20 protein-coding genes are annotated in these 21275 nt (G+C 60.4%); 13 read left to right on the top strand and 7 right to left on the bottom strand.

Translation table 11 applies throughout. The features are described from left to right. Nucleotides 1-36 precede the first annotated feature (36 nt). The 8 genes from livH (at nucleotide 37) to M5B97_RS08410 (ending at nucleotide 6361) form a co-directional block, all read left to right on the top strand. Nucleotides 37-960 carry a high-affinity branched-chain amino acid ABC transporter permease LivH gene (gene livH, locus M5B97_RS08445; protein ID WP_123714945.1) on the top strand — a complete coding sequence of 308 codons (924 nt, stop codon included), beginning with the start codon at nucleotides 37-39 and terminating at the stop codon, nucleotides 958-960. Continuing rightward, entirely contained in the window at nucleotides 957-2210 is a 1254-nt protein-coding gene (locus M5B97_RS08440) for a high-affinity branched-chain amino acid ABC transporter permease LivM (RefSeq protein ID WP_248731243.1), read from the top strand. The genes livH and M5B97_RS08440 overlap by 4 nt, the downstream gene beginning before the upstream one ends. After that, nucleotides 2207-2974, top strand: coding sequence for a high-affinity branched-chain amino acid ABC transporter ATP-binding protein LivG (gene livG / locus M5B97_RS08435; RefSeq protein ID WP_248731242.1), 768 nt, complete (start codon nucleotides 2207-2209; stop codon nucleotides 2972-2974). Before M5B97_RS08440 ends, livG begins: the two co-directional genes overlap by 4 nt. Before the next feature lies 1 nt (nucleotide 2975). Further along, nucleotides 2976-3677 (top strand): ABC transporter ATP-binding protein, encoded by a 702-nt coding sequence (locus tag M5B97_RS08430; protein ID WP_123714942.1) that lies wholly within the window; start codon nucleotides 2976-2978, stop codon nucleotides 3675-3677. 221 nt (nucleotides 3678-3898) lie between these two features. After that, nucleotides 3899-4204: a DUF2282 domain-containing protein gene (locus M5B97_RS08425; protein ID WP_123714941.1), complete on the top strand. Its 306-nt coding sequence runs from the start codon at nucleotides 3899-3901 to the stop codon at nucleotides 4202-4204. Between the two features lie 26 nt (nucleotides 4205-4230). Further along, nucleotides 4231-5106 (top strand): DUF692 domain-containing protein, encoded by an 876-nt coding sequence (locus tag M5B97_RS08420; protein ID WP_248731241.1) that lies wholly within the window; start codon nucleotides 4231-4233, stop codon nucleotides 5104-5106. Beyond that, nucleotides 5103-5879 (top strand): DNA-binding domain-containing protein, encoded by a 777-nt coding sequence (locus tag M5B97_RS08415; protein WP_248731240.1) that lies wholly within the window; start codon nucleotides 5103-5105, stop codon nucleotides 5877-5879. Before M5B97_RS08420 ends, M5B97_RS08415 begins: the two co-directional genes overlap by 4 nt. Then, the gene (locus tag M5B97_RS08410) at nucleotides 5876-6361 is read left to right on the top strand and encodes a DoxX family protein (protein ID WP_123714938.1); all 486 of its coding nucleotides are present in this window, start codon (nucleotides 5876-5878) and stop codon (nucleotides 6359-6361) included. The genes M5B97_RS08415 and M5B97_RS08410 overlap by 4 nt, the downstream gene beginning before the upstream one ends. Here the strand turns inward: M5B97_RS08410 and M5B97_RS08405 are convergent. Then, nucleotides 6352-7266 carry a LysR family transcriptional regulator gene (locus M5B97_RS08405; protein ID WP_248731239.1) on the bottom strand — a complete coding sequence of 305 codons (915 nt, stop codon included), beginning with the start codon at nucleotides 7264-7266 and terminating at the stop codon, nucleotides 6352-6354. The two genes, M5B97_RS08410 and M5B97_RS08405, sit on opposite strands and share 10 nt — an antisense overlap. Before the next feature lie 105 nt (nucleotides 7267-7371). Between M5B97_RS08405 and M5B97_RS08400 the strand changes: the two genes are divergently transcribed. The 3 genes from M5B97_RS08400 to M5B97_RS08390 all read left to right on the top strand — a co-directional run bounded on the left by M5B97_RS08400 (nucleotide 7372) and on the right by M5B97_RS08390 (nucleotide 10459). After that, on the top strand, nucleotides 7372-7971 hold the full coding sequence (locus M5B97_RS08400) for a short chain dehydrogenase (protein WP_134658063.1): 600 nt from the start codon (nucleotides 7372-7374) through the stop codon (nucleotides 7969-7971). Nucleotides 7972-8067: 96 nt separating this feature from the next. Continuing rightward, nucleotides 8068-8739, top strand: coding sequence for a hypothetical protein (locus tag M5B97_RS08395; RefSeq protein WP_248731238.1), 672 nt, complete (start codon nucleotides 8068-8070; stop codon nucleotides 8737-8739). 106 nt (nucleotides 8740-8845) lie between these two features. Continuing rightward, nucleotides 8846-10459, top strand: a complete 1614-nt coding sequence (locus M5B97_RS08390; protein WP_248731237.1) for an NAD(P)/FAD-dependent oxidoreductase — start codon at nucleotides 8846-8848, stop codon at nucleotides 10457-10459. 78 nt (nucleotides 10460-10537) lie between these two features. On the opposite strand, the gene M5B97_RS08385 is transcribed toward M5B97_RS08390, so the two are convergent. Then, nucleotides 10538-11632, bottom strand: a complete 1095-nt coding sequence (locus tag M5B97_RS08385; RefSeq protein WP_248731236.1) for a PLP-dependent cysteine synthase family protein — start codon at nucleotides 11630-11632, stop codon at nucleotides 10538-10540. Nucleotides 11633-11847: 215 nt separating this feature from the next. Here M5B97_RS08385 and nhaA point away from each other — a divergent pair, with 215 nt between their 5' ends. After that, on the top strand, nucleotides 11848-13023 hold the full coding sequence (gene nhaA, locus M5B97_RS08380) for a Na+/H+ antiporter NhaA (protein ID WP_248731235.1): 1176 nt from the start codon (nucleotides 11848-11850) through the stop codon (nucleotides 13021-13023). A 269-nt stretch (nucleotides 13024-13292) separates the two neighbouring features. Further along, the gene (locus M5B97_RS08375; protein ID WP_248731234.1) at nucleotides 13293-14915 is read left to right on the top strand and encodes a methyl-accepting chemotaxis protein; all 1623 of its coding nucleotides are present in this window, start codon (nucleotides 13293-13295) and stop codon (nucleotides 14913-14915) included. A gap of 72 nt (nucleotides 14916-14987) precedes the next feature. Here the strand turns inward: M5B97_RS08375 and M5B97_RS08370 are convergent, their stop codons facing one another. The 5 genes from M5B97_RS08370 to M5B97_RS08350 form a co-directional block, all read right to left on the bottom strand. Continuing rightward, the gene (locus M5B97_RS08370; RefSeq protein ID WP_060753814.1) at nucleotides 14988-15452 is read right to left on the bottom strand and encodes a glycine zipper 2TM domain-containing protein; all 465 of its coding nucleotides are present in this window, start codon (nucleotides 15450-15452) and stop codon (nucleotides 14988-14990) included. A 256-nt stretch (nucleotides 15453-15708) separates the two neighbouring features. Next, nucleotides 15709-16356, bottom strand: a complete 648-nt coding sequence (gene pdxH, locus M5B97_RS08365; protein WP_248731233.1) for a pyridoxamine 5'-phosphate oxidase — start codon at nucleotides 16354-16356, stop codon at nucleotides 15709-15711. 27 nt (nucleotides 16357-16383) lie between these two features. After that, complete coding sequence (locus M5B97_RS08360; RefSeq protein ID WP_248731232.1) at nucleotides 16384-17562, bottom strand: OmpA family protein; 1179 nt, start codon at nucleotides 17560-17562, stop codon at nucleotides 16384-16386. Nucleotides 17563-17704: 142 nt separating this feature from the next. Continuing rightward, the gene (locus tag M5B97_RS08355; RefSeq protein ID WP_248731231.1) at nucleotides 17705-18850 is read right to left on the bottom strand and encodes a serine hydrolase domain-containing protein; all 1146 of its coding nucleotides are present in this window, start codon (nucleotides 18848-18850) and stop codon (nucleotides 17705-17707) included. Nucleotides 18851-18932: 82 nt separating this feature from the next. Next, entirely contained in the window at nucleotides 18933-21230 is a 2298-nt protein-coding gene (locus M5B97_RS08350) for a beta-galactosidase (RefSeq protein WP_248731230.1), read from the bottom strand. Between the last annotated feature and the right edge of the window lie 45 nt (nucleotides 21231-21275).

Genomic DNA, 21275 nt, shown 5'->3' with positions numbered 1-21275 from the left:
CAGTGAAATGCGTATCGGGTTTTTAGGAGCGCTGTAATGCCTGAGATCTATCATTTTTTCCAACAGCTGGTTAATGGCCTGACCATTGGCAGCACCTATGCCTTGATAGCCATTGGCTACACAATGGTTTACGGCATCATTGGAATGATCAACTTCGCCCATGGCGAGGTGTACATGATTGGTTCCTACGTGGCCTTTATCGCCCTTGCCGGGTTGGCCATGATGGGTATCCACTCCCTGCCGCTGTTGATGACCGCCGCGTTTATCGCGTCAATCGTTGTAACCAGTGCCTATGGCTACAGTATCGAGCGTGTTGCCTACCGTCCCTTGCGTGGCAGCAACCGCTTGATCCCACTGATTTCCGCCATCGGCATGTCGATTTTCCTGCAGAACACCGTATTGCTGTCTCAGGATTCCAAGGACAAATCCATCCCCAACCTGATCCCGGGGAGCATCTCCTTCGGCCCAGGTGGTGCGGAAGAAGTCTTGATTTCCTACATGCAGATCCTGGTCTTCATTGTCACCCTGGTGGCCATGCTGGGCCTGACCCTGTTCATCTCCCGCTCCCGTCTGGGCCGCGCCTGCCGGGCCTGCGCCGAAGACATCAAGATGGCCAACCTGCTGGGCATCAACACCAACAACATCATCGCCCTGACCTTCGTGATCGGCGCCGCATTGGCGGCTGTCGCGGCGGTACTGCTAAGCATGCAGTACGGCGTGATCAACCCCAACGCCGGCTTCCTGGTGGGGCTCAAAGCCTTTACCGCGGCGGTCTTGGGCGGCATCGGCAGTATCCCGGGCGCCATGCTCGGCGGGCTGGTGCTGGGTGTGGCCGAAGCCTTTGGCGCCGATATCTTCGGCGACCAGTACAAGGACGTCGTGGCGTTCGGCCTGTTGGTTCTGGTGCTGTTGTTCCGTCCGACCGGCATCCTGGGCCGTCCGGAGGTTGAGAAAGTATGAGCAAATATCTTAAATCGGCGTTTTTCAGCGCCTTGCTGGTATGGGCCGTGGCCTTTCCGGTACTCGGCCTCAAGCTGAGCATTGTCGGCATCAACCTGGAAGTGCATGGCACCGGTCCCGTGACGCTGAGCATCATCGCCCTGTGCTCGGTACTGATGTTCCTGCGCGTGCTGTTCACCCAGCAGGTCGGCGCCCTGTTCAAGGGCAACCGTGGGCCGTTGGTGTCGCCCAAGGTCAGCCAATTCCTGACCCTGCCGCGCACCCAACGCTACATTATCATCGGCCTGATCATCGCCGCCCTGATCTGGCCGTTCTTCGGCTCGCGCGGCGCGGTCGACATCGCCACCCTGATCCTGATCTACGTGTTGCTGGGCCTGGGCCTGAACATCGTGGTCGGCCTGGCCGGCCTGCTCGACCTGGGTTATGTGGGCTTCTACGCCGTGGGTGCCTACACCTACGCGCTGCTCTCGCATTACCTGGGCTGGAGCTTCTGGATCTGCCTGCCACTGGCGGGGATGGCAGCGGCGACGTTCGGCTTCCTGCTGGGCTTCCCGGTGCTGCGTTTGCGCGGTGACTACCTGGCCATCGTGACCCTCGGTTTCGGTGAAATCATCCGGTTGTTCCTGCGTAACCTCACCGATATCACGGGCGGCCCCAACGGCATCAGCAGCATTCCCAAGCCGACGTTCTTCGGGCTGTCGTTCGACCGCACCGCGGCCGAAGGCATGCAGACCTTCCACGAGTACTTCGGGATCGACTACAACCCGGTGAGCAAAGTGGTGTTCCTGTACCTGGTCGCGCTGTTGCTGGCACTGGCGGCCCTGTTCGTGATCAACCGCCTGCTGCGCATGCCGATCGGTCGCGCCTGGGAAGCTTTGCGCGAAGACGAAATCGCCTGCCGGGCATTGGGCCTGAACCCTACCGTCATCAAGCTTTCCGCCTTCACCCTGGGCGCCGCATTCGCCGGTTTTGCCGGCAGCTTCTTCGCGGCGCGCCAAGGGCTGGTGACGCCCGAGTCGTTCACCTTCATCGAGTCGGCGATCATCCTCGCCATCGTGGTGCTGGGTGGCATGGGCTCGCAGTTGGGCGTGATCCTGGCCGCAATCGTGATGATCCTGCTGCCGGAAATGATGCGTGAGTTCAGTGAATACCGCATGTTGATGTTCGGCGCCCTGATGGTGCTGATGATGATCTGGCGACCTCAAGGCCTGCTGCCCATGCAACGTCCACACATGGAGCTGCGCAAATGAGCCGCGAGATCCTGAAAGTCGAAAATCTGAGCATGCGCTTTGGTGGCCTGCTCGCGGTCAATGGCGTGGCCCTGACTGTTAAAGAGAAACAAGTGGTAGCCCTGATCGGCCCGAACGGCGCCGGCAAGACGACGGTGTTCAACTGCCTCACCGGTTTCTACAAGCCCAGCGGCGGCAGCATCCTGCTGGATGGGCAGCCGATCCAGGGGCTGGCCGGCCACGAAATCGCCCGCAAGGGCGTGGTGCGCACCTTCCAGAACGTGCGGTTGTTCAAGGACATGACGGCGGTCGAGAACCTGCTGATCGCCCAGCATCGCCACCTGAACACCAACTTCCTGGCGGGTCTGTTCAAGACCCCGGCGTTTCGCAAGAGCGAGCGTGAGGCCATGGAATACGCGGCGTACTGGCTGGACAAGGTCAACCTCACCGAGTTCGCCAACCGCCCTGCCGGCACGCTGGCCTATGGTCAGCAACGTCGCCTGGAGATCGCCCGCTGCATGATGACCCGCCCGCGGATTCTCATGCTCGACGAACCGGCCGCCGGCCTGAACCCCAAGGAAACCGAAGACCTCAAGGCGTTGATCAGCGTGTTGCGTGAGGAAAACAACGCCACGGTGTTGTTGATCGAGCACGACATGAAACTGGTCATGAGCATTTCTGACCATATCGTGGTGATCAACCAGGGCACGCCGCTGGCCAACGGAACGCCGGAGCAGGTCCGCGATAATCCGCAAGTGATCAAAGCCTATCTGGGGGAAGCGTAAAATGCTGCAATTCGAAAACGTTTCCACTTTCTACGGAAAGATCCAGGCCCTGCACAGCGTCAACGTGGAAGTGCGCCAGGGTGAAATCGTCACGCTGATCGGCGCCAACGGGGCCGGCAAGTCGACCCTGCTGATGACCTTGTGCGGTTCGCCCCAGGCTCATAGCGGCAGCGTCCGCTACATGGGTGAGGAACTGGTGGGCCAGTCGTCGTCACAGATCATGCGCAAGAGCATTGCCGTGGTACCGGAAGGTCGCCGCGTGTTCTCGCGCCTGACCGTGGAAGAGAACCTGGCCATGGGCGGGTTCTTCACCGACAAGGGTGACTATCAGGAGCAGATGGATAAAGTGCTGCACCTGTTTCCCCGGCTCAAGGAACGCTTCAGCCAGCGCGGCGGCACCATGTCCGGCGGCGAGCAGCAAATGCTCGCCATCGGCCGGGCGCTGATGAGCAAACCCAAGCTGTTGCTGCTGGACGAACCCTCCCTGGGCCTGGCGCCGATCATCATCCAGCAGATTTTCGACATCATCGAACAACTGCGTAAGGACGGTGTGACGGTGTTCCTGGTGGAACAGAACGCCAACCAGGCGCTGAAGATCGCCGACCGTGCCTATGTGCTGGAAAACGGCCGGGTGGTGATGCAGGGTACTGGCGAGCAGTTGTTGACCGACCCGAAAGTGCGTGAGGCCTACCTGGGGGGTTAAGAAACGGCTCTGAATGTGGGAGTGGGTTTGCTCCCGATAGCGGTGTATCAGTCAATGCGCAACTGACTGAACCACTGCTATCGGGAGCAAGCCCCCTCCCATTTTTTTTGCGCTGTCTGAAATTATTTTCGGCCGGCTTGTAACAAAAATCATTGTGCTACCTCTAGTGGAGTAAGCAGGCAATCAAGCCCGCCACAACCATCCACTGCTGGAGATACACCATGACCACCAAGACCCGTTCGCTGTCCGCCGCTACCCTCATTCTGGCCCTGGGCTCAGCCCTGAGCCTGTCCACCCTGGCCACCACCGCCCATGCTGCCGATGACATGCAGAAATGCTTCGGCGTCGCCGAAGCCGGCAAGAACGATTGCGCCGCGGGCGCCGGCACGACCTGCGCGGGTACCTCCAAAGTCAAGGATCAGGCCAATGCCTGGAAACTGGTCCCCGCCGGCACCTGCGCTAAAACCCCAAGCTCCACCTCGCCGACTGGTTTCGGCCAGGAAGCTGCATTCACCGCCAAGTCTTGAAACCCGCCACAACCTGAGTACGGACGATGACGCTTTCACACCAACACAGGGTCTCTCCCGCTCAGGTGCCCGGCCTTCCCCCCAAGGCCGGGCTGGGGCTGAAGAATGAGCACTTCATCGAAGTGCTCGAGACCTCGCCCGACATCGGTTTTTTTGAAGTACACGCCGAAAACTATATGGTGGCCGGCGGCCCGTTTCATCACTACCTGGGCTTGATCCGCGAGCAGTACCCACTGTCATTGCATGGCGTGGGCCTGTCCATCGGTGGCGAAGGCCCGCTGGACCGTGAGCACCTGGCACGGTTGGCCACGCTGATCGAGCGCTATCAACCCCACTCTTTTTCCGAACACCTGGCTTGGTCCAGCCATGGCCCGGTGTTTCTGAATGACTTGTTGCCCCTGGCCTACGACACCGTAACCCTGAACCGGGTGTGCGAACACGTCGATCAGGTACAGAACGCTCTGAAGCGCCCCATGCTGCTGGAAAACCCGTCGACGTACGTGCAGTTCCAGCGTTCGACCCTGGACGAGGCGGACTTCATCAGTGAAATCATCCGTCGTACGGGCTGCGGCCTGTTACTGGACGTCAACAACGTCTACGTATCGTGCATCAATCACCAACGTGACCCGCTTGCCTACATCAACGCACTGCCGTTGCATGCGGTGGGTGAGATCCATGTGGCTGGTTTCGCCGAAGACACTGACAGCCTGGGTGATCGCCTGCTGATAGATGATCACGGCGCGCCCATCGATAACGCGGTGTGGCAATTGTATGAGCAGGTACTGACACGCACCGGCCCGATCGCCACGTTGATCGAGCGGGATAACCAGGTACCGGCCTTCCGTGTGCTGCTGGGCGAAGCGCAACAGGCCGACTGGCATCTGTCGCAGGTCACCCCATGAGCCATCACGATGCGTTTACCCGTGCCCTGCTCTCACCTGACCTTGCCTGCCCGGATGGCCTGTTCAGCAGCAACGGCGCCGACCCGGTCAGCCGTTTTATGGTCTATCGCAACAACGTCCACAGCGCGTTGATCAACGCCCTGGTAACGGCTTACCCCGTGACGTTGCAACTGGTCGCAGAGGAATTCTTCCGAGCCATGGCGGGCCTCTTCGTGCAGGCGTGCCCTCCCACCAGTCCGCTGATCAGCGAATACGGCGGTGCGTTTGCCGCGTTCATCCAGGACTTCGAGCCGGCCGCCAGCGTGCCTTATCTGGCCGATGTCGCACGGCTGGAACGGCTACGGGTACGCGCCTATCACGCCGCCGATGCCACACCAATGGATCGACAAGCCATTTTGCGCGCACTGCAAGCTGAAACCGAATTGGGGAGCCTGCGTCTGCAGCTGCATCCGTCCCTTGCTACTTTGGACTCTGCCTACGCCATTGTCGGCATCTGGGCAGCGCATCAGTCCGAAGAAGCCACTACCGACTTCAACCCCTGGCATGCCCAAAGTGCCTTGGTGTTACGCCAAGGGTTGTCAGTCAACGTGTTCGCCATCGACCCAGCCACGGTCGCGTTCATCAACCATCTGAACCAAGGCGCGGAGCTTGAAACGGCAGTGGAATACGCCCTCGACGTGTCGGCCGAATTCGACCTGCACCAAAGCCTGAACCTGCTGATCAACCACGACGTCATCACTCATTTGCACACAAAACAAAAGGGTTCGCCATGAACATATCCCCCTCGTGCCTGGTTAAACAGGTCATTGCGCTGTTCGAGAAAATCCCCTACAGCCTGATCGCCTTTCTCGCACGCTTCTCCATCGCTGCGGTGTTCTGGAAATCCGGGCAGACCAAAGTCGAAGGCTTTGCCATCGACCTGATCAGCGGCACCTTCCAACTGGGCGAACCGCGCCTGGCCGCGTCCACCCTGCCGCTGTTCCGCAGCGAATACCACGTCCCCTTGCTGTCGCCGGAGGTGGCCGCGCATATGTCTGCGTTTGCCGAACACTTCTTCCCCGTACTGATCCTGGTGGGCTTTGCCACGCGCTTCTCGGCGTTAGCGCTGATTGGCATGACACTGGTCATTCAGCTGTTCGTTTACCCGGAAGCCTATCCGACTCACGGCACCTGGATCGCGATACTGCTGTTGTTGGTCGCCAAAGGCCCCGGTCGCCTGTCCATCGACCACCTGATCGCCCGTCGCTACCGCTGAAGTCGATCCAGGGCCTGGCCGCTGCGTTTGAACCACTCCACCAGGTAATCGGCCAACACCTGGGTACGACGCGGCAGCCCGCCCTGGTAAGGATGAACCAGGTACATCGGCATACTGCGTGTCGAATAGTCACGCAGCAGCCAGCGTAAACGGCCGTCAGCTAATTCAGCAGGCAATACGTAGGACGGTAACCGCGCGATACCCGCCCCCACCAGGGCAGCCTTTTTCAGCAGGTTGTAGTGGTTGGAGGCGAAGGTGCCGCTGACCCGCACCCGCAACAGCTCGTGCTGCTGGTGGTACAACCATTCCTCACGCCCGCTGTAGTGGCTGTTGAGCAGGCAGGTATGTGTCGCCAGATCCGCTGGGGTCAACGGCTCACCATGCTGTTCCAGATAGGCCGGGCTGGCGCAGGTCATCTCGTGCCAGGCGAGCAAGGGCTTGGCCACCAAGCGTTCATTCTCGATGGCGCCCGAACGTACGCCCAGATCAAAACCGTCCCGGGCCAGGTCCCGATAGCTGTTGTTCAGTTCCAGCTCGATCTGCACCTGCGGGTATTGCTTGGAAAACTCCAGCAGCAATCCATCAAAGAAGGTTTCCCCCAACGACACCGGAACCGTCATACGCACCGGCCCGGCGAGGTCATCCTTGAGTCGCGCCAATGCCTGACGGGCGCGCTCCACTTGCACCACCAGCGCTTGAGCCTGCGGCAACAATGCCGCGCCGGCGGCGGTGAGGCTGAGCTTACGGGTGGTGCGATGCAGCAACACCACGCAAAACTGCGCTTCCAACTGGCTGATACGCTTGGACAGTTGGCCCTTGCTGCACCCCAACTGCTCGGCTGCCACGGTAAAGCTGCCGGCTTCGATCAGAACGGCAAACGCCGCCAGGTCATCCATCTCGCTCATGTATTGTTTCCATTTGAAAACCAAAGGTTGCCCATTAGCGCGTTTATCCACTCAAAAAGCCACACTAGACTGAACCTTCATTTATCTCCCCGGAGGAACAGCACGATGAAAATCCTATTGATTGGCGCCAACGGTACGGTCGGTTCAGCCGTCAAGGCGGAACTGGCGCAGCGTCACGAAGTGATCAGCATCGGTCGCAGCAGCGGCGACTTCCAGGTGGACATCAGCGACAGTGCGTCGATCCGCAAGCTGTTCGAGCAGACCGGCAAATTCGATGCGCTGGTCTGCGCCGCCGGCAGTGTGAGCTTCGTACCACTGGGTGAGATGAGCGAAAGCGATTTTGAACTGGGCCTGCGGGACAAGCTGATGGGCCAGGTCAACCTGCTGCTGATCGGCCGTGAATACGCCAACGACGGTGCCTCGTTCACCTTCACCAGCGGCATCCTCAACCGCGACCCGATCCGCACCGGAGCCTCGGCGGCGCTGGTCAACGGCGCACTGGATGCCTTCGTCAAAGCAGCCGCGATCGAATTGCCACGCGGCCTGCGCATCAACTCCGTCAGCCCGACCGTCTTGTTGGAAGCCATGGGCAGCTACGCGCCTTACTTCCGTGGCTACAAGCCGGCTCCTGGTGCAGATGTAGCACTGGCCTACGCAAAAAGCGTCGAGGGACTGCAAACGGGGCAGACGTTTATCGTCGGCTGATTTTCAGGTCTGTAAGAATCTCCTGAAGCAGGGCGCGGGACTTGTGATGCCGCCCCAGCCTGCGTAACGTGACGGCACTTGTCTGGAGACCCGATAATGCGCGCCGCCCGTACCCTCGCCCTGTTTGCCTTGCTTCCCCTGTTCGCCGCCTGCCAGATGTTCGAAAGCGAACCGGCCAAGCCGTCTACCGCCGGCCTGACCCGTATGCAGGGTGAGCTGACGGCAGTAGGCGGCAAGCTGCTGTTCCAGCCGTGCAACGACCAGCGCAACTATGTGGTCAATGACACCGGCGGTACCAGCGTGCTGCAGGAAGCCGCCTCGCTGGCCGGCCAGCAAGGCAAGCTGTTTGCCGACTTGCGCGGCAAGTTCTCCGGGGTTGCCAGCGGCACCCAGGGCTCGGTGGAACTGCAACAGCTCTATCGCGTCGAGCGCTCGACGTCGGCCTGCAACGATCCGGATTTCAAACGCATGACCTTGCGCGCCAGCGGCCATAAACCAGCCTGGGCCATGAACGTCACCGCCAAGGGCATGGTGCTTGAACGCGAAGGCCAGCTGCCCTTGGCGGTGCCTTATGTCGAAGAGCAGATCGGTGATGGCCGCTTCAACCTGATGACCGAAGCCAACAACCAGCACGTCGAACTATGGGTGGCGCCGCAGCGTTGCGTGGACAGCGTCAGCGGCAGCCTGCAACACATGACCGCCGAATTGCGGGTCAACGGCCAGGTACAGCGGGGTTGTGCGGCGTTTGGTGGTTCGCGGGACGACTGATTCAGCCCTGCGCTGTTTTAACCTGACGGAAAACTGCCATTGGGGCTTATAATCGCCGGTTTGCAAAACAGCCGGCCTCCTTGCCCGCCGCCTACCGGACCCTGTCATGTTACGAATCACCGAACTCAAGCTGCCCATCGACCATCCCGAAGAAGACCTGCGGCTCGCCATCGTGCAGCGCCTGGGCATCGCCAGTGATGACCTGCTCGATTTCACCCTGTTCAAGCGCAGCTACGACGCGCGCAAGAAAACGTCGGAGCTGTGCTTCATCTACACCATTGACCTGAACGTAAAAGGCGAAGCCGCCCTGCTGCTCAAGTTCGCCGACGACCGCAACGTCAACCCGGCTCCGGACGTCAGCTACAAAATGGTCGGCCAGGCTCCACAAGACCTGGTCGAACGACCGATCGTGGTGGGTTTTGGTCCTTGCGGCATCTTCGCCGGCCTGCTGTTGGCGCAAATGGGCTTCAAGCCGATCATCCTCGAGCGCGGCAAGGAAGTCCGCCAGCGCACCAAGGACACCTGGGGCCTGTGGCGCAAAAGCGTGCTCAACCCTGAATCCAATGTGCAGTTCGGTGAGGGCGGCGCCGGGACCTTTTCCGACGGCAAGCTGTACAGCCAGATCAAGGACCCGAAATTCCACGGCCGCAAAGTGCTGCACGAGTTCGTCAAAGCCGGCGCACCGGAAGAAATCCTCTATGTCAGCAAGCCGCACATCGGCACCTTCCGCCTGACCGGCGTAGTGGAAAACATGCGCGAGCAGATCATCGCCATGGGCGGTGAAGTGCGTTTCGAGCAGCGCGTCACCGACGTGTTGATCGAAAATGGCCAGTTGAACGGCGTGGTGATCGATGGCGGCGAGCAACTGCTCTCCAAGCATGTGGTCCTGGCCTTGGGTCACAGCGCCCGCGATACCTTCCGCATGCTCCACGAGCGTGGCGTTTACATGGAAGCCAAGCCGTTCTCCGTAGGCTTTCGCATCGAACACCCGCAGTCGCTGATCGATGCCGCGCGCCTGGGCAAATACGCCGGGCATCCGAAACTCGGCGCCGCCGACTACAAGCTGGTACACCACGCCAAGAACGGCCGTTCGGTCTACAGCTTCTGCATGTGCCCGGGCGGAACAGTAGTCGCAGCAACGTCCGAGCCAAACCGCGTGGTCACCAACGGCATGAGCCAGTACTCGCGTAACGAACGCAATGCCAACTCCGGCATCGTGGTCGGCATCACGCCTGAAGTGGACTACCCAGGTGGCCCGCTGGCCGGTATCGAGTTGCAGGAGCGCCTGGAGTCTCACGCCTACATCCTCGGCGGCAGCAACTATGAAGCGCCGGCGCAGCTGGTGGGTGATTTCATCGCCGGCAAGCCCTCCACGGCCCTTGGCAGTGTGGAACCGTCCTACAAGCCCGGCGTAGCACTGGGTGATTTGGCCCTGGCCCTGCCGGACTTCGCCATCGAGGCCATCCGCGAAGCCTTGCCGGCATTCGAAAAGCAGATCAAAGGCTACTCGCTGCACGATGCGGTGCTGACGGGTATCGAGACCCGCACTTCGTCGCCGTTGCGGATTACCCGTAACGAGTCGTTGCAGAGTTTGAACGTAAAAGGCCTGTTCCCGGCCGGCGAGGGCGCGGGTTACGCCGGTGGGATTCTGTCGGCGGGTGTTGACGGCATTCGGATTGCCGAGGCGTTGGCGCGGGATATGTTGGGCAGCCAAGGCTGAAGTTGCGAGTTTTTAGCTGAAAGCTGCAAGTCAAAGCCGGTATTGAGCCTGTTCTTTCTTGCAGCTTTGCAGCCTTTCTCAGATGTTTGCGCGCAGGATGCTATCCGGCAACGGCTCGCCTCGCTCGACACTGGCCGCAACCGCGGCAATAAGCCCTTCCAATGCATATCCCTGGGCTGCCAGCCACGCTTGGTCGTAATACGTGGTGGCATAACGCTCTCCCCCATCGCACAAGATCGCCACGATCGACCCCGACTCTCCCGCCGCTTTCATCTGCTGCGCCGCCACCAGGGCGCCAACCAGATTGGTCCCGCTGGAGCCGCCGACCCGACGCCCCAGACGCTCGGCCAGGTAATGCATGGCCGCCAGCGACAAAGCATCCGGCACCTTGACCATCGCATCAATCACCTTGGGCAAAAACGACGCCTCGACCCGTGGCCGACCAATCCCTTCGATCCGAGAGCCACAGTCCAGGCGCAAACTGGCGTCGCCGCTTTGATAAAAGTCGAAAAATACCGAACGCTCGGCATCCGCGCACAGCACCCGCGTGCAATGCTGGCGGTAACGCACATAGCGTCCCAGCGTCGCGATGGTACCCCCGGTGCCGGGGCTTGAGATCAACCAGCTCGGTTCCGGGTGATGCTCGAAACGCATCTGCTGGAAGATCGATTCGGCAATGTTGTTATTCGCCCGCCAGTCCGTGGCCCGCTCGGCGTAGGTGAATTGGTCCATGAAGTGACCGCCGCTTTCCTTCGCCAGGCGTTCGGACTCGGCGTAGATCTGCGTCGGATCCTGTACCAAATGACTTTTGCCACCATAGAAGGCGATCTGGGCGATCTTTTCCTGGGACGTGGTAGCCGGCATGACCGCAATGAACGGCAGGCCAAGCAGGCGGGCAAAATAGGCTTCCGAGATGGCCGTCGAACCGCTGGAGGCCTCGATCACCGGTGCGCCCGGCTTGAGCCAACCATTACACAGCGCGTACAGAAACAGTGACCGGGCCAGCCGATGTTTCAGGCTGCCCGTGGGGTGGCTGGACTCATCCTTGAAGTACAACTCGATACCCGGAAGACCCGGCAATGGCAACGGGATCAGGTGCGTGTCGGCGCTGCGCTGGAAGTCCGCTTCAATGATGCGAATGGCTTCGCGGGCCCAGGTACGGTGGTCGCTCATAAGATGGTTCTCTAAAGATTTCAGCCGAATTCTAGGGGGTTTCCTACACTGCACACAGATACAGTGAGGACTCAATTAGACACACAATTGCTAGGCTTTGGCGCAGTCCCGGTCCTGCCCCTCGCTTATAACAAATAAGAATATAACTTTTGTTTTAACAACTAACGGTACGGGTTAGGGTACCCACCTATTGAACCTTGGATTGGAGAGCAACCTTGCCTCTGCGTAGCACTTTCACCCGTTTCTTCCAACTGGAAGCCGCCAGCGGTCTGTTGTTGATCGCCGCTGCCGCCTTGGCGCTGATCGTTAACAATTCTCCGCTGTCGCACCTGTATAACGCCTTTCTCGAGGTGCCGGTGGTGGCACAGATCGGCGCGCTGAAAATCGCCAAACCCGCCCTGCTGTGGATCAACGACGGCCTGATGGCCCTGTTCTTCCTGTTGATCGGCCTGGAAGTGAAACGAGAACTCCTCGACGGTCATCTGTCCAAGCCGTCGCAAGTGGTGTTGCCCGGTGCCGCGGCCATTGGCGGCATGGTGGTGCCGGCGCTGATCTACTGGGCGATCAACAAGGACTACCCTGCCGCCATGTCCGGCTGGGCGATCCCCATGGCCACCGATATCGCCTTTGCCCTGGGCGTCCTGGCGCTGCTGGGCAAGCGGGTACCGGTGTCGCTGAAACTGTTCCTGATGACCTTGGCCATCATCGATGACCTCGGTGCCATTATCGTCATCGCGTTGTTCTACTCCGCCGATCTGTCCGGTGCCTCACTGGCGGGCGCGGGCGCTTGCCTGATTGCGTTGATCGCGATGAACCGCCTGGGTGTGATCAAGCTGGGCCCCTACCTGATCGTTGGCCTGATCCTGTGGGTGTGCGTGCTCAAGAGTGGCGTGCACGCCACCCTGGCCGGCGTGACCCTGGCATTCTGCATCCCGATGCGCACCAAAAATGCCGAACCCTCGCCCCTGCTGACCCTGGAACACGCCCTGCATCCCTGGGTGGCCTACGGCATCCTGCCGCTGTTCGCATTTGCCAATGCCGGTGTATCTCTCGCGGGCGTCAGCCTGGACAGCTTCACCCACCACGTACCCCTGGGTATTGCCGCAGGCTTGTTGATCGGCAAGACCTTGGGCGTGTTCGGCCTCACCTGGCTCGCCATCAAGACCGGCCTCGCCGCCCTGCCCAGCGGCGCCAACTGGGGCCAGGTATTCGGTGTGGCGATCCTGTGCGGCATCGGCTTCACCATGAGCCTGTTCGTCGGCTCCCTGGCGTTCGTGCCGGGCGCCAGCGAGTTCGCGGGTGAAGACCGAATGGGAATCCTGACCGGATCGATCCTGGCCGCCTGTATCGGCTATGCGGTGACGGCGATGGCCAGTCGCAAGAAAGCCTGAGCCCGTTGCAGGAGCCGGTAGCCGGCTCCTGCTCTTTCCCTCTCATCCAGTCCCCCCGCCCCACATCCAGATGTTCACATAGCCCCGGTCGCGTGTTGTTTCACAACGGCGCCGCGGCAACCTGGCACGATCTGCCGATGCTTTGTCTTTAAGGCCCTAAAGACTTCCCTCCTCCCGCCGACTATCTGATGTGGCGATCTTGCTGTTCCTCCCCGGGACACCCGCCCGACCCTGCTCTCCAACGCGTTTCCAGCCCGAGCGACAATCCCATGTTCCTGAGAAATATAAGAATCGCAGCCAGAGCCTTCATCGGCTTCGCTGCTATTGCGTCACTGAGTGTGTTTCTCGGCCTGTTCGCCCTCAAGCAGATCGGCGAAGTGCAGTCCCAGGCTGCCGACATACAGAACAACTGGCTGCAGCGCGTCCGACTGCTGGCCCTGGCCAATGCCTCGCTCGACCGTTTCCGCCTGGGGGAAATGGCGCACATCCTGTCCTCAAGCGATGCAGACATGCAGACCTACGAAGACAAATCCGCTGGGCGCCTGAAGGCCGTCAAGGAACAGTTGGCGCAATACGCGGGGCTCCTGAACACCGCCGAGGAGAAATCCCGCCTCGACGCTTTCAACCAGAGCCTGGAAGCGTATGCGAAGAACCACGCCGAGATGCTCAAACGCTCACGTTCAGGCGACAAGACCGGCGCCCGCGACTTTCTCAACAGCATCCGGGAAAGCTACGAGCACATGACCAAGAACTTCGACCAACTGATCGACCTCGCCAATAAAGGTGCGGAACAAGCGGGTTTGACCTCGGTTGACGCTTATCAACACGCCGTGAAGGGCATCGCACTCGTCATCCTGCTGGTGAGTGGCGGCACTTTACTGGTTGCCTGGCTGCTGACCCGCAGCATCACCAGCCCCATCAACGAAGCGGTGCTGGTAGCCGAAACCATCGCCAAGGGCGATCTCACCCAGCCCATCAACCCAACGGGCAATGACGAGGCCACTCGCCTGCTCAGGGCGCAGGAGACGATGCGTAACAACCTGGTGCAGACCTTGCGGCAAATTACCGGTTCATCCAGCCAACTCGCCGCAGCCGCCGAAGAACTGAATGCCGTGACCGCCGAAGGCAGCCGCGACTTGCGGCAGCAGCATGGCGAAATCGAACAGGCCGCTACGGCCGTCACCGAGATGACTAGCGCTATTGAAGAGGTCGCGAGGAACGCCGCATCAACTTCCGACCTGTCCCAGGAGTCGCGCAGCATTGCCTTGAAAGGCCAGCAACGCATGGTGGAAGCCCTGGATGCCATCCTGGCACTGACCCGTGGCGTTGAAGTCAGCTCCGAGCAAGTGGGTAGCCTGGCCGAACAAGCCAAGGATATCGGCAAGGTACTGGATGTTATCCGCACCATCGCCGAACAAACCAACCTGCTGGCGTTGAACGCGGCCATCGAAGCCGCCCGTGCGGGCGAGGCCGGTCGCGGTTTTGCAGTAGTCGCCGACGAAGTCCGCGCCCTGGCTCATCGCACCGCTCAGTCGACCCAGGAAATCGAACACATGATCGGCAGTATTCAGTCCAACACTGCCAGCACCGTCAAGACCATGCTCGACAGCAGCAGCATGACCCAGCAAACCCTGTCACTGGCCGAGCTGGCACAACAGGCACTGGCGGATATTCTGGTAGCCAACAATGAGATCAACGACCGCAACCTGGTCATCACCACCGCTGCGGCCGAGCAAGCCGACGTTGCTCGGGCGGTCGACCGCAATTTGCTGAATATCCAGCAACTGTCGATTCAGTCCGCGGAAGGTTCGACCCAAACCACCAGCGCTTCGCAATCCCTCGCCAGCCTCGCGCATGAGCTGAATACGATGGTGAAACACTTTCAGGTTTGAAATCGCAGCCCGCAAAACCAAAAAACCCCAACCGGTCACCCGGCTGGGGTTTTGTATTTCTGCAACCGACGCTTACTGAGAAACGCGGCTTTGACCGTTAACACTCATGATGCGCACGCGTTGACCGATGCGGAAGATTTCATTCGGGTCAACGGCCTGGACGTAGGCGCGCATGCTGCCATCGTCTTCGCGAACGGTGATTTCGACGCCCTGAGTGCGGGTCAGGCCTTCTTCGGCCGCGGAACCCAGCAGGCCACCGGCAACCGCACCGATAACACCCGTGACGATACTGCCACGGCCACCGCCGATAGCACTGCCGCCAACGCCACCGACCACTGCACCGGCAACGCTGCCGATTGGGGTCTTGGTGCCTTCGATTTTCACTGGACGCAGGGATTCGATGGTACCCATGCGAACGGTTTGTACACGTCGCGCGTCATCACGGGAGTACGAGTCGCCGGTCAGACTCGAGGCGCAGCCACCCAACAGCAACGACAGGGTGGTAAAGCAGGCAACCAGTAAAACGGACTTACGCATAGCATCAACTCCAAAGGACAGGGTTTCATTAAACGCTGCGACTCGACGCCTGTCACGGCAAGCCCGGCAGAAAATTGCTTTCATTCAGCCCTAGTACAGACTGCCAGCACCATAAAAACCGACAAACGGTAGCAATTACCCTATTCCAAGGAATGTCATGAAGGCGCGTTTATCAGTGTGGCTGCGCAGTCGCAAACACCTGAAGCCTCTTTAACCGAGGCTCAGTATGAAAGGGTAAACCCTTGGAACGGAGAGCTCAGGGAGCCAGGCGCTCACGCACCCAGTCGGCCCCTTGCAGGCGGTAGTTCAGGCGGTCATGCAGGCGGCTGGCGCGGCCTTGCCAGAACTCGATGCGTTCCGGCAGCAAACGGTAACCACCCCAATGCTCCGGGCAATCGGGCTGGGTATCGCTGAAGCGCTGCTCGGTGACCTTAAGCAATTCCTGCAGTTCTTCACGGTCACGAATGACCTTGCTCTGCGGGGACGCCCAAGCCCCCAGGCGGCTGCCCAACGGGCGAACCTGGTAATAAGCATCGGACTCTTCAGGCGTGACCTTCACCACCCGTCCTTCGATACGCACCTGGCGCTCCAGGGTCGGCCAGAAGAATGTCATGGCCGCGAAGGGCCGCGCCGCGAGTTGTTCACCCTTGGCGCTCTGATAGTTGGTGAAGAAGGTAAAGCCCTGTGCATCCAGGCCCTTGAGCAGCAGGATGCGACAGTGCGGGCGACCTTCCTGGTCAACCGTGGCCAACGTCATGGCATTGGCCTCCACCGGTGGCTGCTCGGTCTTTACCGCCTCGCCGAACCACTGGTGGAACAAGGCAAACGGCTCGCCTGGGGCCTGGGCCTCACTCAAACCGTCCCGTGTGTAGTCACGGCGCATATCGGCCAGTGCCTGGGTCATGCGGCTTTATCCTTCTGGTTCACCGAATCAGTTCTTTGCCTGGTCGTTCGAAGCCGGTGCGGCGGCTTTGGCAGGGGCTGGCTTTTTAGCAGCGGGCTTGGCCGCCACTTTCTTGGCAGCCGGTTTGGCAGCCGCTTTCTTGGCCGGAGCCTTTTTCGCCGGCGCTGCTTTTTTGGCCGCCGGCGCTACCGGTGCCGGAACGTCCTGCACAGCGATCATTTCAGCCTTCGGCGGGTTAGCCGAGTTGTACTTGCTCAACAACGCCAACATGGTGGTGCGCTGGGTGAACATGATTTCCATACGACGGTTCAGGGCGCGGCCCTGGTTGCTGTCGTTGGCGGCACGCGGCATCAGGTCACCCATGCCACGCAGCATGAGGCGGTCCTGCTTCAAGCCGCTGAGGCTGAAAATCGAGGCGATGGATTGTGCACGTTCCTTGGTCAGCGCCTGGCTTTGCGGTTCGGCACCGTTAGCGTCGACATGGCCCAGTACCAGCACGGCAGTCTTCGGGTCACCTTCAACGGCCTTGGCAACACGGGTGAACGGCCCCAGGGTCACCGGCAGCAACATGGCCGGGCGTTTCGGGTTATAGGAACCGTCCACCGGCGCGATGATCACCAACACATTGTCGCGGCGCTCAAGTTGCAGGTTGCTGTCCTTGATCGCAGTGCGCAGGCGGGGCTCGTAGTCGTCGAGCCAGGCTTGGGTAATTTTCGGGTCAGGCATCGGCACGTTGGTCACATCGACCTTGGCCAGTGGTTTTGGCTTGCTTTCGAATGGCCACCACCAGTGAGCTTCGCTATCGGTCTTGGCGACGGCAGGTGCTGCAGCCGGCGTTGCTGTCGGCGTGGCGGCCTGCAGGTCGGCTTTCAGATCGGCCTTGGCATCGGCAGCTTTTTCATCGGCACTCTTGGAGGAGAACGGCCACCAGCTGGAACCCGTGTCGGCCTTGGCTACCGGGGCAGGCGTTGGCGCATTGGCTGCGGGGGCTGCAGGGGCTGCGGCGGCCACGGGTGCGGCAGGCTTGGCGCCAGCGGCAGGCTTGGCATCCGGTTTGGTTTCGGTTTGGGTCACTGCATCCTTGGTAGCGGCCTTGTCAGATCCAAATGACCACCAATGCCCACCTTCGGCATCATTTTGTGGAGTTTGTGCGCAGCCAGTAATAGTGAGGCACAGCGCCAGTGCCAAGGACTTGTTCGATAACATGAGATATCCACAAATGAGAAAAAACCGGAGGGTCTGGAGGACCCGTTAAACAGACACTTAAAGAACATTGAAGTTACTTCATTTCGTTCAGCGTCTTCTTATACATGCCTTTGTAACAAAAAATTGTGAAACAGCAAGCGGTTTACAGACAACCGGCCAATATTCCGACCAACTTCTGCGCACGCGGGTCCATAAGTACATAGGGGCCCAGCGTATTAGTCACAAAACCGAACGCTACATCATGTTCCGGGTCGGCAAAACCCACCGAGCCCCCTGCCCCAGGATGCCCAAACGCACGCGGGCCAAGGCCGAAGGTAGCGTTGGGCAACTGCGGTTGATCCAACATGCACCCCAGGCCGAATCGGGTTTGGGTCAATAAGGTTTTATCCGGCCCGATACTGTGTTCACGGGTCAATTGTTCGAGCATGTCGCTTTCCAGCAAACTACCGTCCAACAAACCGCTATAAAACCCTGCCAGGCTTCGTGCATTACCGTGACCATTTGCCGCTGGCTGCTGCATGCGTCGCCATTCAGGCTTATTAGTGCTGGTAAGAATAGACGGTGGATTGGCGAATGCGCGGGTCGTCATTGCCGCGGGTTCGCGCATCATTACTTGCAACAATCTTTGTGCCGCTTCGTCGCCCATGTTGCCTTTGCTGCGCGCTATATGGGCGACACGATAAAACTCTTCGTCCGCCAAACCTATATGGAAGTCCAGCCCCAGAGGCCGTGCAACCCGCGCCACGATGGATTCCCCAGGCCCGCGCCCGTCGGCACGGCGCAGCAGTTCGCCGACCAGCCAGCCATAGGTGATGGCTTCATAGCCATGTCCTTGGCCGGGCGTCCACCACGGGAACTCGGCCGCCAGGGTGTCGACCATCAATTGCCAGTCGTACAGGGCCTCGGCAGGCAGCATTTCGCGGATTGCCGGCAACCCGGCCTGGTGGCAGAGCAACTGGCGCAACGTCACCGCGTCTTTTCCGGCGGCCGCAAATTCAGGCCAGTAGTCGGCCACGGGGGCGTCCAGCTTCAGCTTGCCTTCGGCCACCAGTTGCAAAGCCGCGACGGCGGTGAAGGTCTTGGTGCAGGAGAACAGGTTGACGATGGTATCGCTGTGCCAGGCCTCGGCCCCGTCCTTATCGGCGGTGCCGGCCCACAGGTCGACCACGGTTTCGCCACCGATCTGGATGCACAGCCCCGCGCCTCGTTCCTGCGGGTCATCGAACAACGCGGCAAACGCTTCGCGCACCGCTTCGAACTGGAGTTCGTAATGACCCTGAATCTGCACCTGAGCGCCCTCGAAAAACACTGTAAAAAGTGGCCGACATTGTTCCAGCCATTATGGGTTTTGTGAACCCGTCAACGCTCAATCAGTGACCATTTCCAGAGTGCCCGCCGGCATGCCCGGTGCCCTGCCCTGCACCTTTGCCCTCGTGCCCGGACTTGCCGCCTTCGCTTTCACGCACCGCGCTGTCCGCCTTGGCTTTCTGCGCCTCCTTGCCCAGTTGATCGACGGCCGACAGGTTGCTTTTACGCACACTCTCGACAAAGCCCTGGTAGGGCACGTCAGTGATACCGACCAGGCCAAAATGGCCGTTCTCGCCGTCCAGCAAACGGCCGGTTACCGGCTGGTCCAGGTACTGGAACCAGTGCACACCGACGATCGACGGTTCAGCCATGGCCTGCTTGAGGAAGTTGCCGTACGCCGCGCCGCGGTCTTCTTCCTTGGCCAGTTGCGTTACGCCCCCCCAGAACGGGCCACGGTCCGCCGAGCCGAAATTGAACTCTGTGATCAACACCGGCTTATCAAGCGCACGCAAGGCGGCGAAGTCATAGCCGTCCTGGGGCTTGAGGGTGTACATGTTGAAACTCAGCACATCGCAATATTGCGCGCAGGACGCCACGGCTTCCGGCGTACTCACGGCGTAACGACCGCCCAGCAGCAGCTGGTTCGGTGCGTGCCATTTCAGCGAGTCGGAAATGGTCTTGAAGTAGGCGTCGGCGAAGGTCTTCTGGAAGTATTTGAAATCAGCTTCGATTTCCGGGTGTTCAGGGCTCGGCATCGGCGGTACGAAACCTGGGTCCTCCATCAGCTCCCAGCCGGTGAGGTGGATGCCCCAGGCTCTCGAAAGCCCCTCTTCGTTGCGATACTTGTCGCGCAATTGCTTGAGGAACGCGCGCTTGGCCGGCACGTCGGTGGTCAAGCGCAACGTGCCGTAGGCCAACGCGTAACGGGATTGCGGCGCATCTCCCGGGCCGGCCCAGGCCAGTTCGTTATCGGCGAAGTAGCCGATCAACCAGGGATCGTCACGATGATCACGCGTAGCAATGGCTACGGCACGTTCGGTGGCCATGGCGAAACGCGGGTCGAACGGGTCGGGCATACCGCCCCACCAGTCGGTGCCGGTGCTGATGCTGGCGTAATCGCCAACGATTGACAGCGGCAAGGTGTAAGGCACGCGATCAGCGGTGGCCAGGTCTGGATCGCTCCAGTTGCCTACGGTATTGAAGCCCCAGGCCTGCAGACGATCAAGGGTATGGCTGACCCAGCGCTTCTGGTCGAAACCTTCGGTGCCATAGGCACGTTGCAGGTTGGCACCATAGAAATCGTACCAACGCCCGGCAGCGAAGCCGCGGCCCTCACCCGATCCGTTGGCGGTGCGGTTATCGCCGCGGCCGTAGTATTTGTCGAAGGGCTCGCCGGCCTTGGGCAAGGCGGCGAACATCCATTCACGACCGGCCATATAGGTCTGGCTGTTATCCGGCGCCACAGTGTTGACCCCCAAGGAGTAGAACGGGTGGCCTTCTGGCGTCACCAGATACCAGCGCCCGTCGCGTTTCTGCGTGCGGAAGAAACCACTGGCGTCGAATGTCGGGCCTTTGCTCCAGCCGCCATATTGGTCCAGGGAAGACTTGTCACGTTCCGCCAGCCACCCCTTGAGTTGCTGCTGCTCCCTGGCCACGGCGGCCTTGAGCTGTTCGTCGCTGGCGACCTTTTCCGGCCAGCGCGCGCGGGTGGACTGGCCATAGGCGTCCACCAGGTCACTGTAGGCCGCCTTTACCACCGGCTCGCTGTCCTGCACGCCAAAACGCTCCAGCAGAATGCTCTGAGGCACATCGGGCTTGATCATCGACAGCGTCACCGATGCCACCTGGCTGCGGTCGATTTCGCCGGTACTGGCGGCCAGCAGCACACGCTGGCCATCCACGGTGATCGGCATCGGCGGGCCGGCCTTCATGCCCTGGCTCAACGGCGAGTTGGCTTGCAGCGGGATCAACAAGGTCTGGGCCGGACCGGCCGGCAGATCAACGCGACTGACCAGGGTCTTGCCATCTGTACTCTGTACTTTGACGTAGAGCGTCAGTGCCCAGTCCATGGCACTTTGGATGCGCAGGCTCATGGCACTGTTCTGGGACCAGTCCCATACGCCGGATTGTGGGCTGAGCACCAAACTCGGTTCCGCGACCGGGTTGAAGGTGATGCGGCGCAACACCTCGCCTTCGGGGGTTTGTTCGGCGTTGTATTGCGGCAGGCTGGCGTCCTGGGTCGCCACCTTGACCACATCGGCAGGACGGACGAAGTTGAACAGCGTTTGTTGCCCGGCAGGCGCGGCCATCAAAGGCGCAGCAAACAGCAGGGCAAAAAGGGCAGGCAGCGTGCGAATCATACGAACAAGACTCTCCAATCGGCCGATGAATGGCCTGATGACTTA

The sequence above is a fragment of the Pseudomonas sp. MWU13-2517 genome (genome assembly GCF_023242545.1).
GTDB lineage: Bacteria > Pseudomonadota > Gammaproteobacteria > Pseudomonadales > Pseudomonadaceae > Aquipseudomonas.
The sequence above is the reverse complement of the archived record's forward strand: the minus strand, read 5'-3'. Positions and strand labels throughout refer to the sequence as shown.

Excerpts from the sequence above, each read along its gene's own strand:
- M5B97_RS08420 (WP_248731241.1), top strand. The coding sequence starts at position 4,231 with ATGACGCTTTCACACCAACACAGGGTCTCTCCCGCTCAGGTGCCCGGC.
- M5B97_RS08430 (WP_123714942.1), top strand. The coding sequence starts at position 2,976 with ATGCTGCAATTCGAAAACGTTTCCACTTTCTACGGAAAGATCCAGGCC.
- M5B97_RS08360 (WP_248731232.1), bottom strand. The coding sequence starts at position 17,562 with ATGTTATCGAACAAGTCCTTGGCACTGGCGCTGTGCCTCACTATTACT.
- M5B97_RS08405 (WP_248731239.1), bottom strand. The coding sequence starts at position 7,266 with ATGAGCGAGATGGATGACCTGGCGGCGTTTGCCGTTCTGATCGAAGCC.
- M5B97_RS08350 (WP_248731230.1), bottom strand. The coding sequence starts at position 21,230 with ATGATTCGCACGCTGCCTGCCCTTTTTGCCCTGCTGTTTGCTGCGCCT.
- M5B97_RS08440 (WP_248731243.1), top strand. The coding sequence starts at position 957 with ATGAGCAAATATCTTAAATCGGCGTTTTTCAGCGCCTTGCTGGTATGG.
- livG (WP_248731242.1), top strand. The coding sequence starts at position 2,207 with ATGAGCCGCGAGATCCTGAAAGTCGAAAATCTGAGCATGCGCTTTGGT.
- M5B97_RS08410 (WP_123714938.1), top strand. The coding sequence starts at position 5,876 with ATGAACATATCCCCCTCGTGCCTGGTTAAACAGGTCATTGCGCTGTTC.
- M5B97_RS08390 (WP_248731237.1), top strand. The coding sequence starts at position 8,846 with ATGTTACGAATCACCGAACTCAAGCTGCCCATCGACCATCCCGAAGAA.
- pdxH (WP_248731233.1), bottom strand. The coding sequence starts at position 16,356 with ATGACCCAGGCACTGGCCGATATGCGCCGTGACTACACACGGGACGGT.
- M5B97_RS08415 (WP_248731240.1), top strand. The coding sequence starts at position 5,103 with ATGAGCCATCACGATGCGTTTACCCGTGCCCTGCTCTCACCTGACCTT.
- M5B97_RS08395 (WP_248731238.1), top strand. The coding sequence starts at position 8,068 with ATGCGCGCCGCCCGTACCCTCGCCCTGTTTGCCTTGCTTCCCCTGTTC.
- livH (WP_123714945.1), top strand. The coding sequence starts at position 37 with ATGCCTGAGATCTATCATTTTTTCCAACAGCTGGTTAATGGCCTGACC.
- M5B97_RS08425 (WP_123714941.1), top strand. The coding sequence starts at position 3,899 with ATGACCACCAAGACCCGTTCGCTGTCCGCCGCTACCCTCATTCTGGCC.
- M5B97_RS08385 (WP_248731236.1), bottom strand. The coding sequence starts at position 11,632 with ATGAGCGACCACCGTACCTGGGCCCGCGAAGCCATTCGCATCATTGAA.
- M5B97_RS08370 (WP_060753814.1), bottom strand. The coding sequence starts at position 15,452 with ATGCGTAAGTCCGTTTTACTGGTTGCCTGCTTTACCACCCTGTCGTTG.
- M5B97_RS08400 (WP_134658063.1), top strand. The coding sequence starts at position 7,372 with ATGAAAATCCTATTGATTGGCGCCAACGGTACGGTCGGTTCAGCCGTC.
- M5B97_RS08375 (WP_248731234.1), top strand. The coding sequence starts at position 13,293 with ATGTTCCTGAGAAATATAAGAATCGCAGCCAGAGCCTTCATCGGCTTC.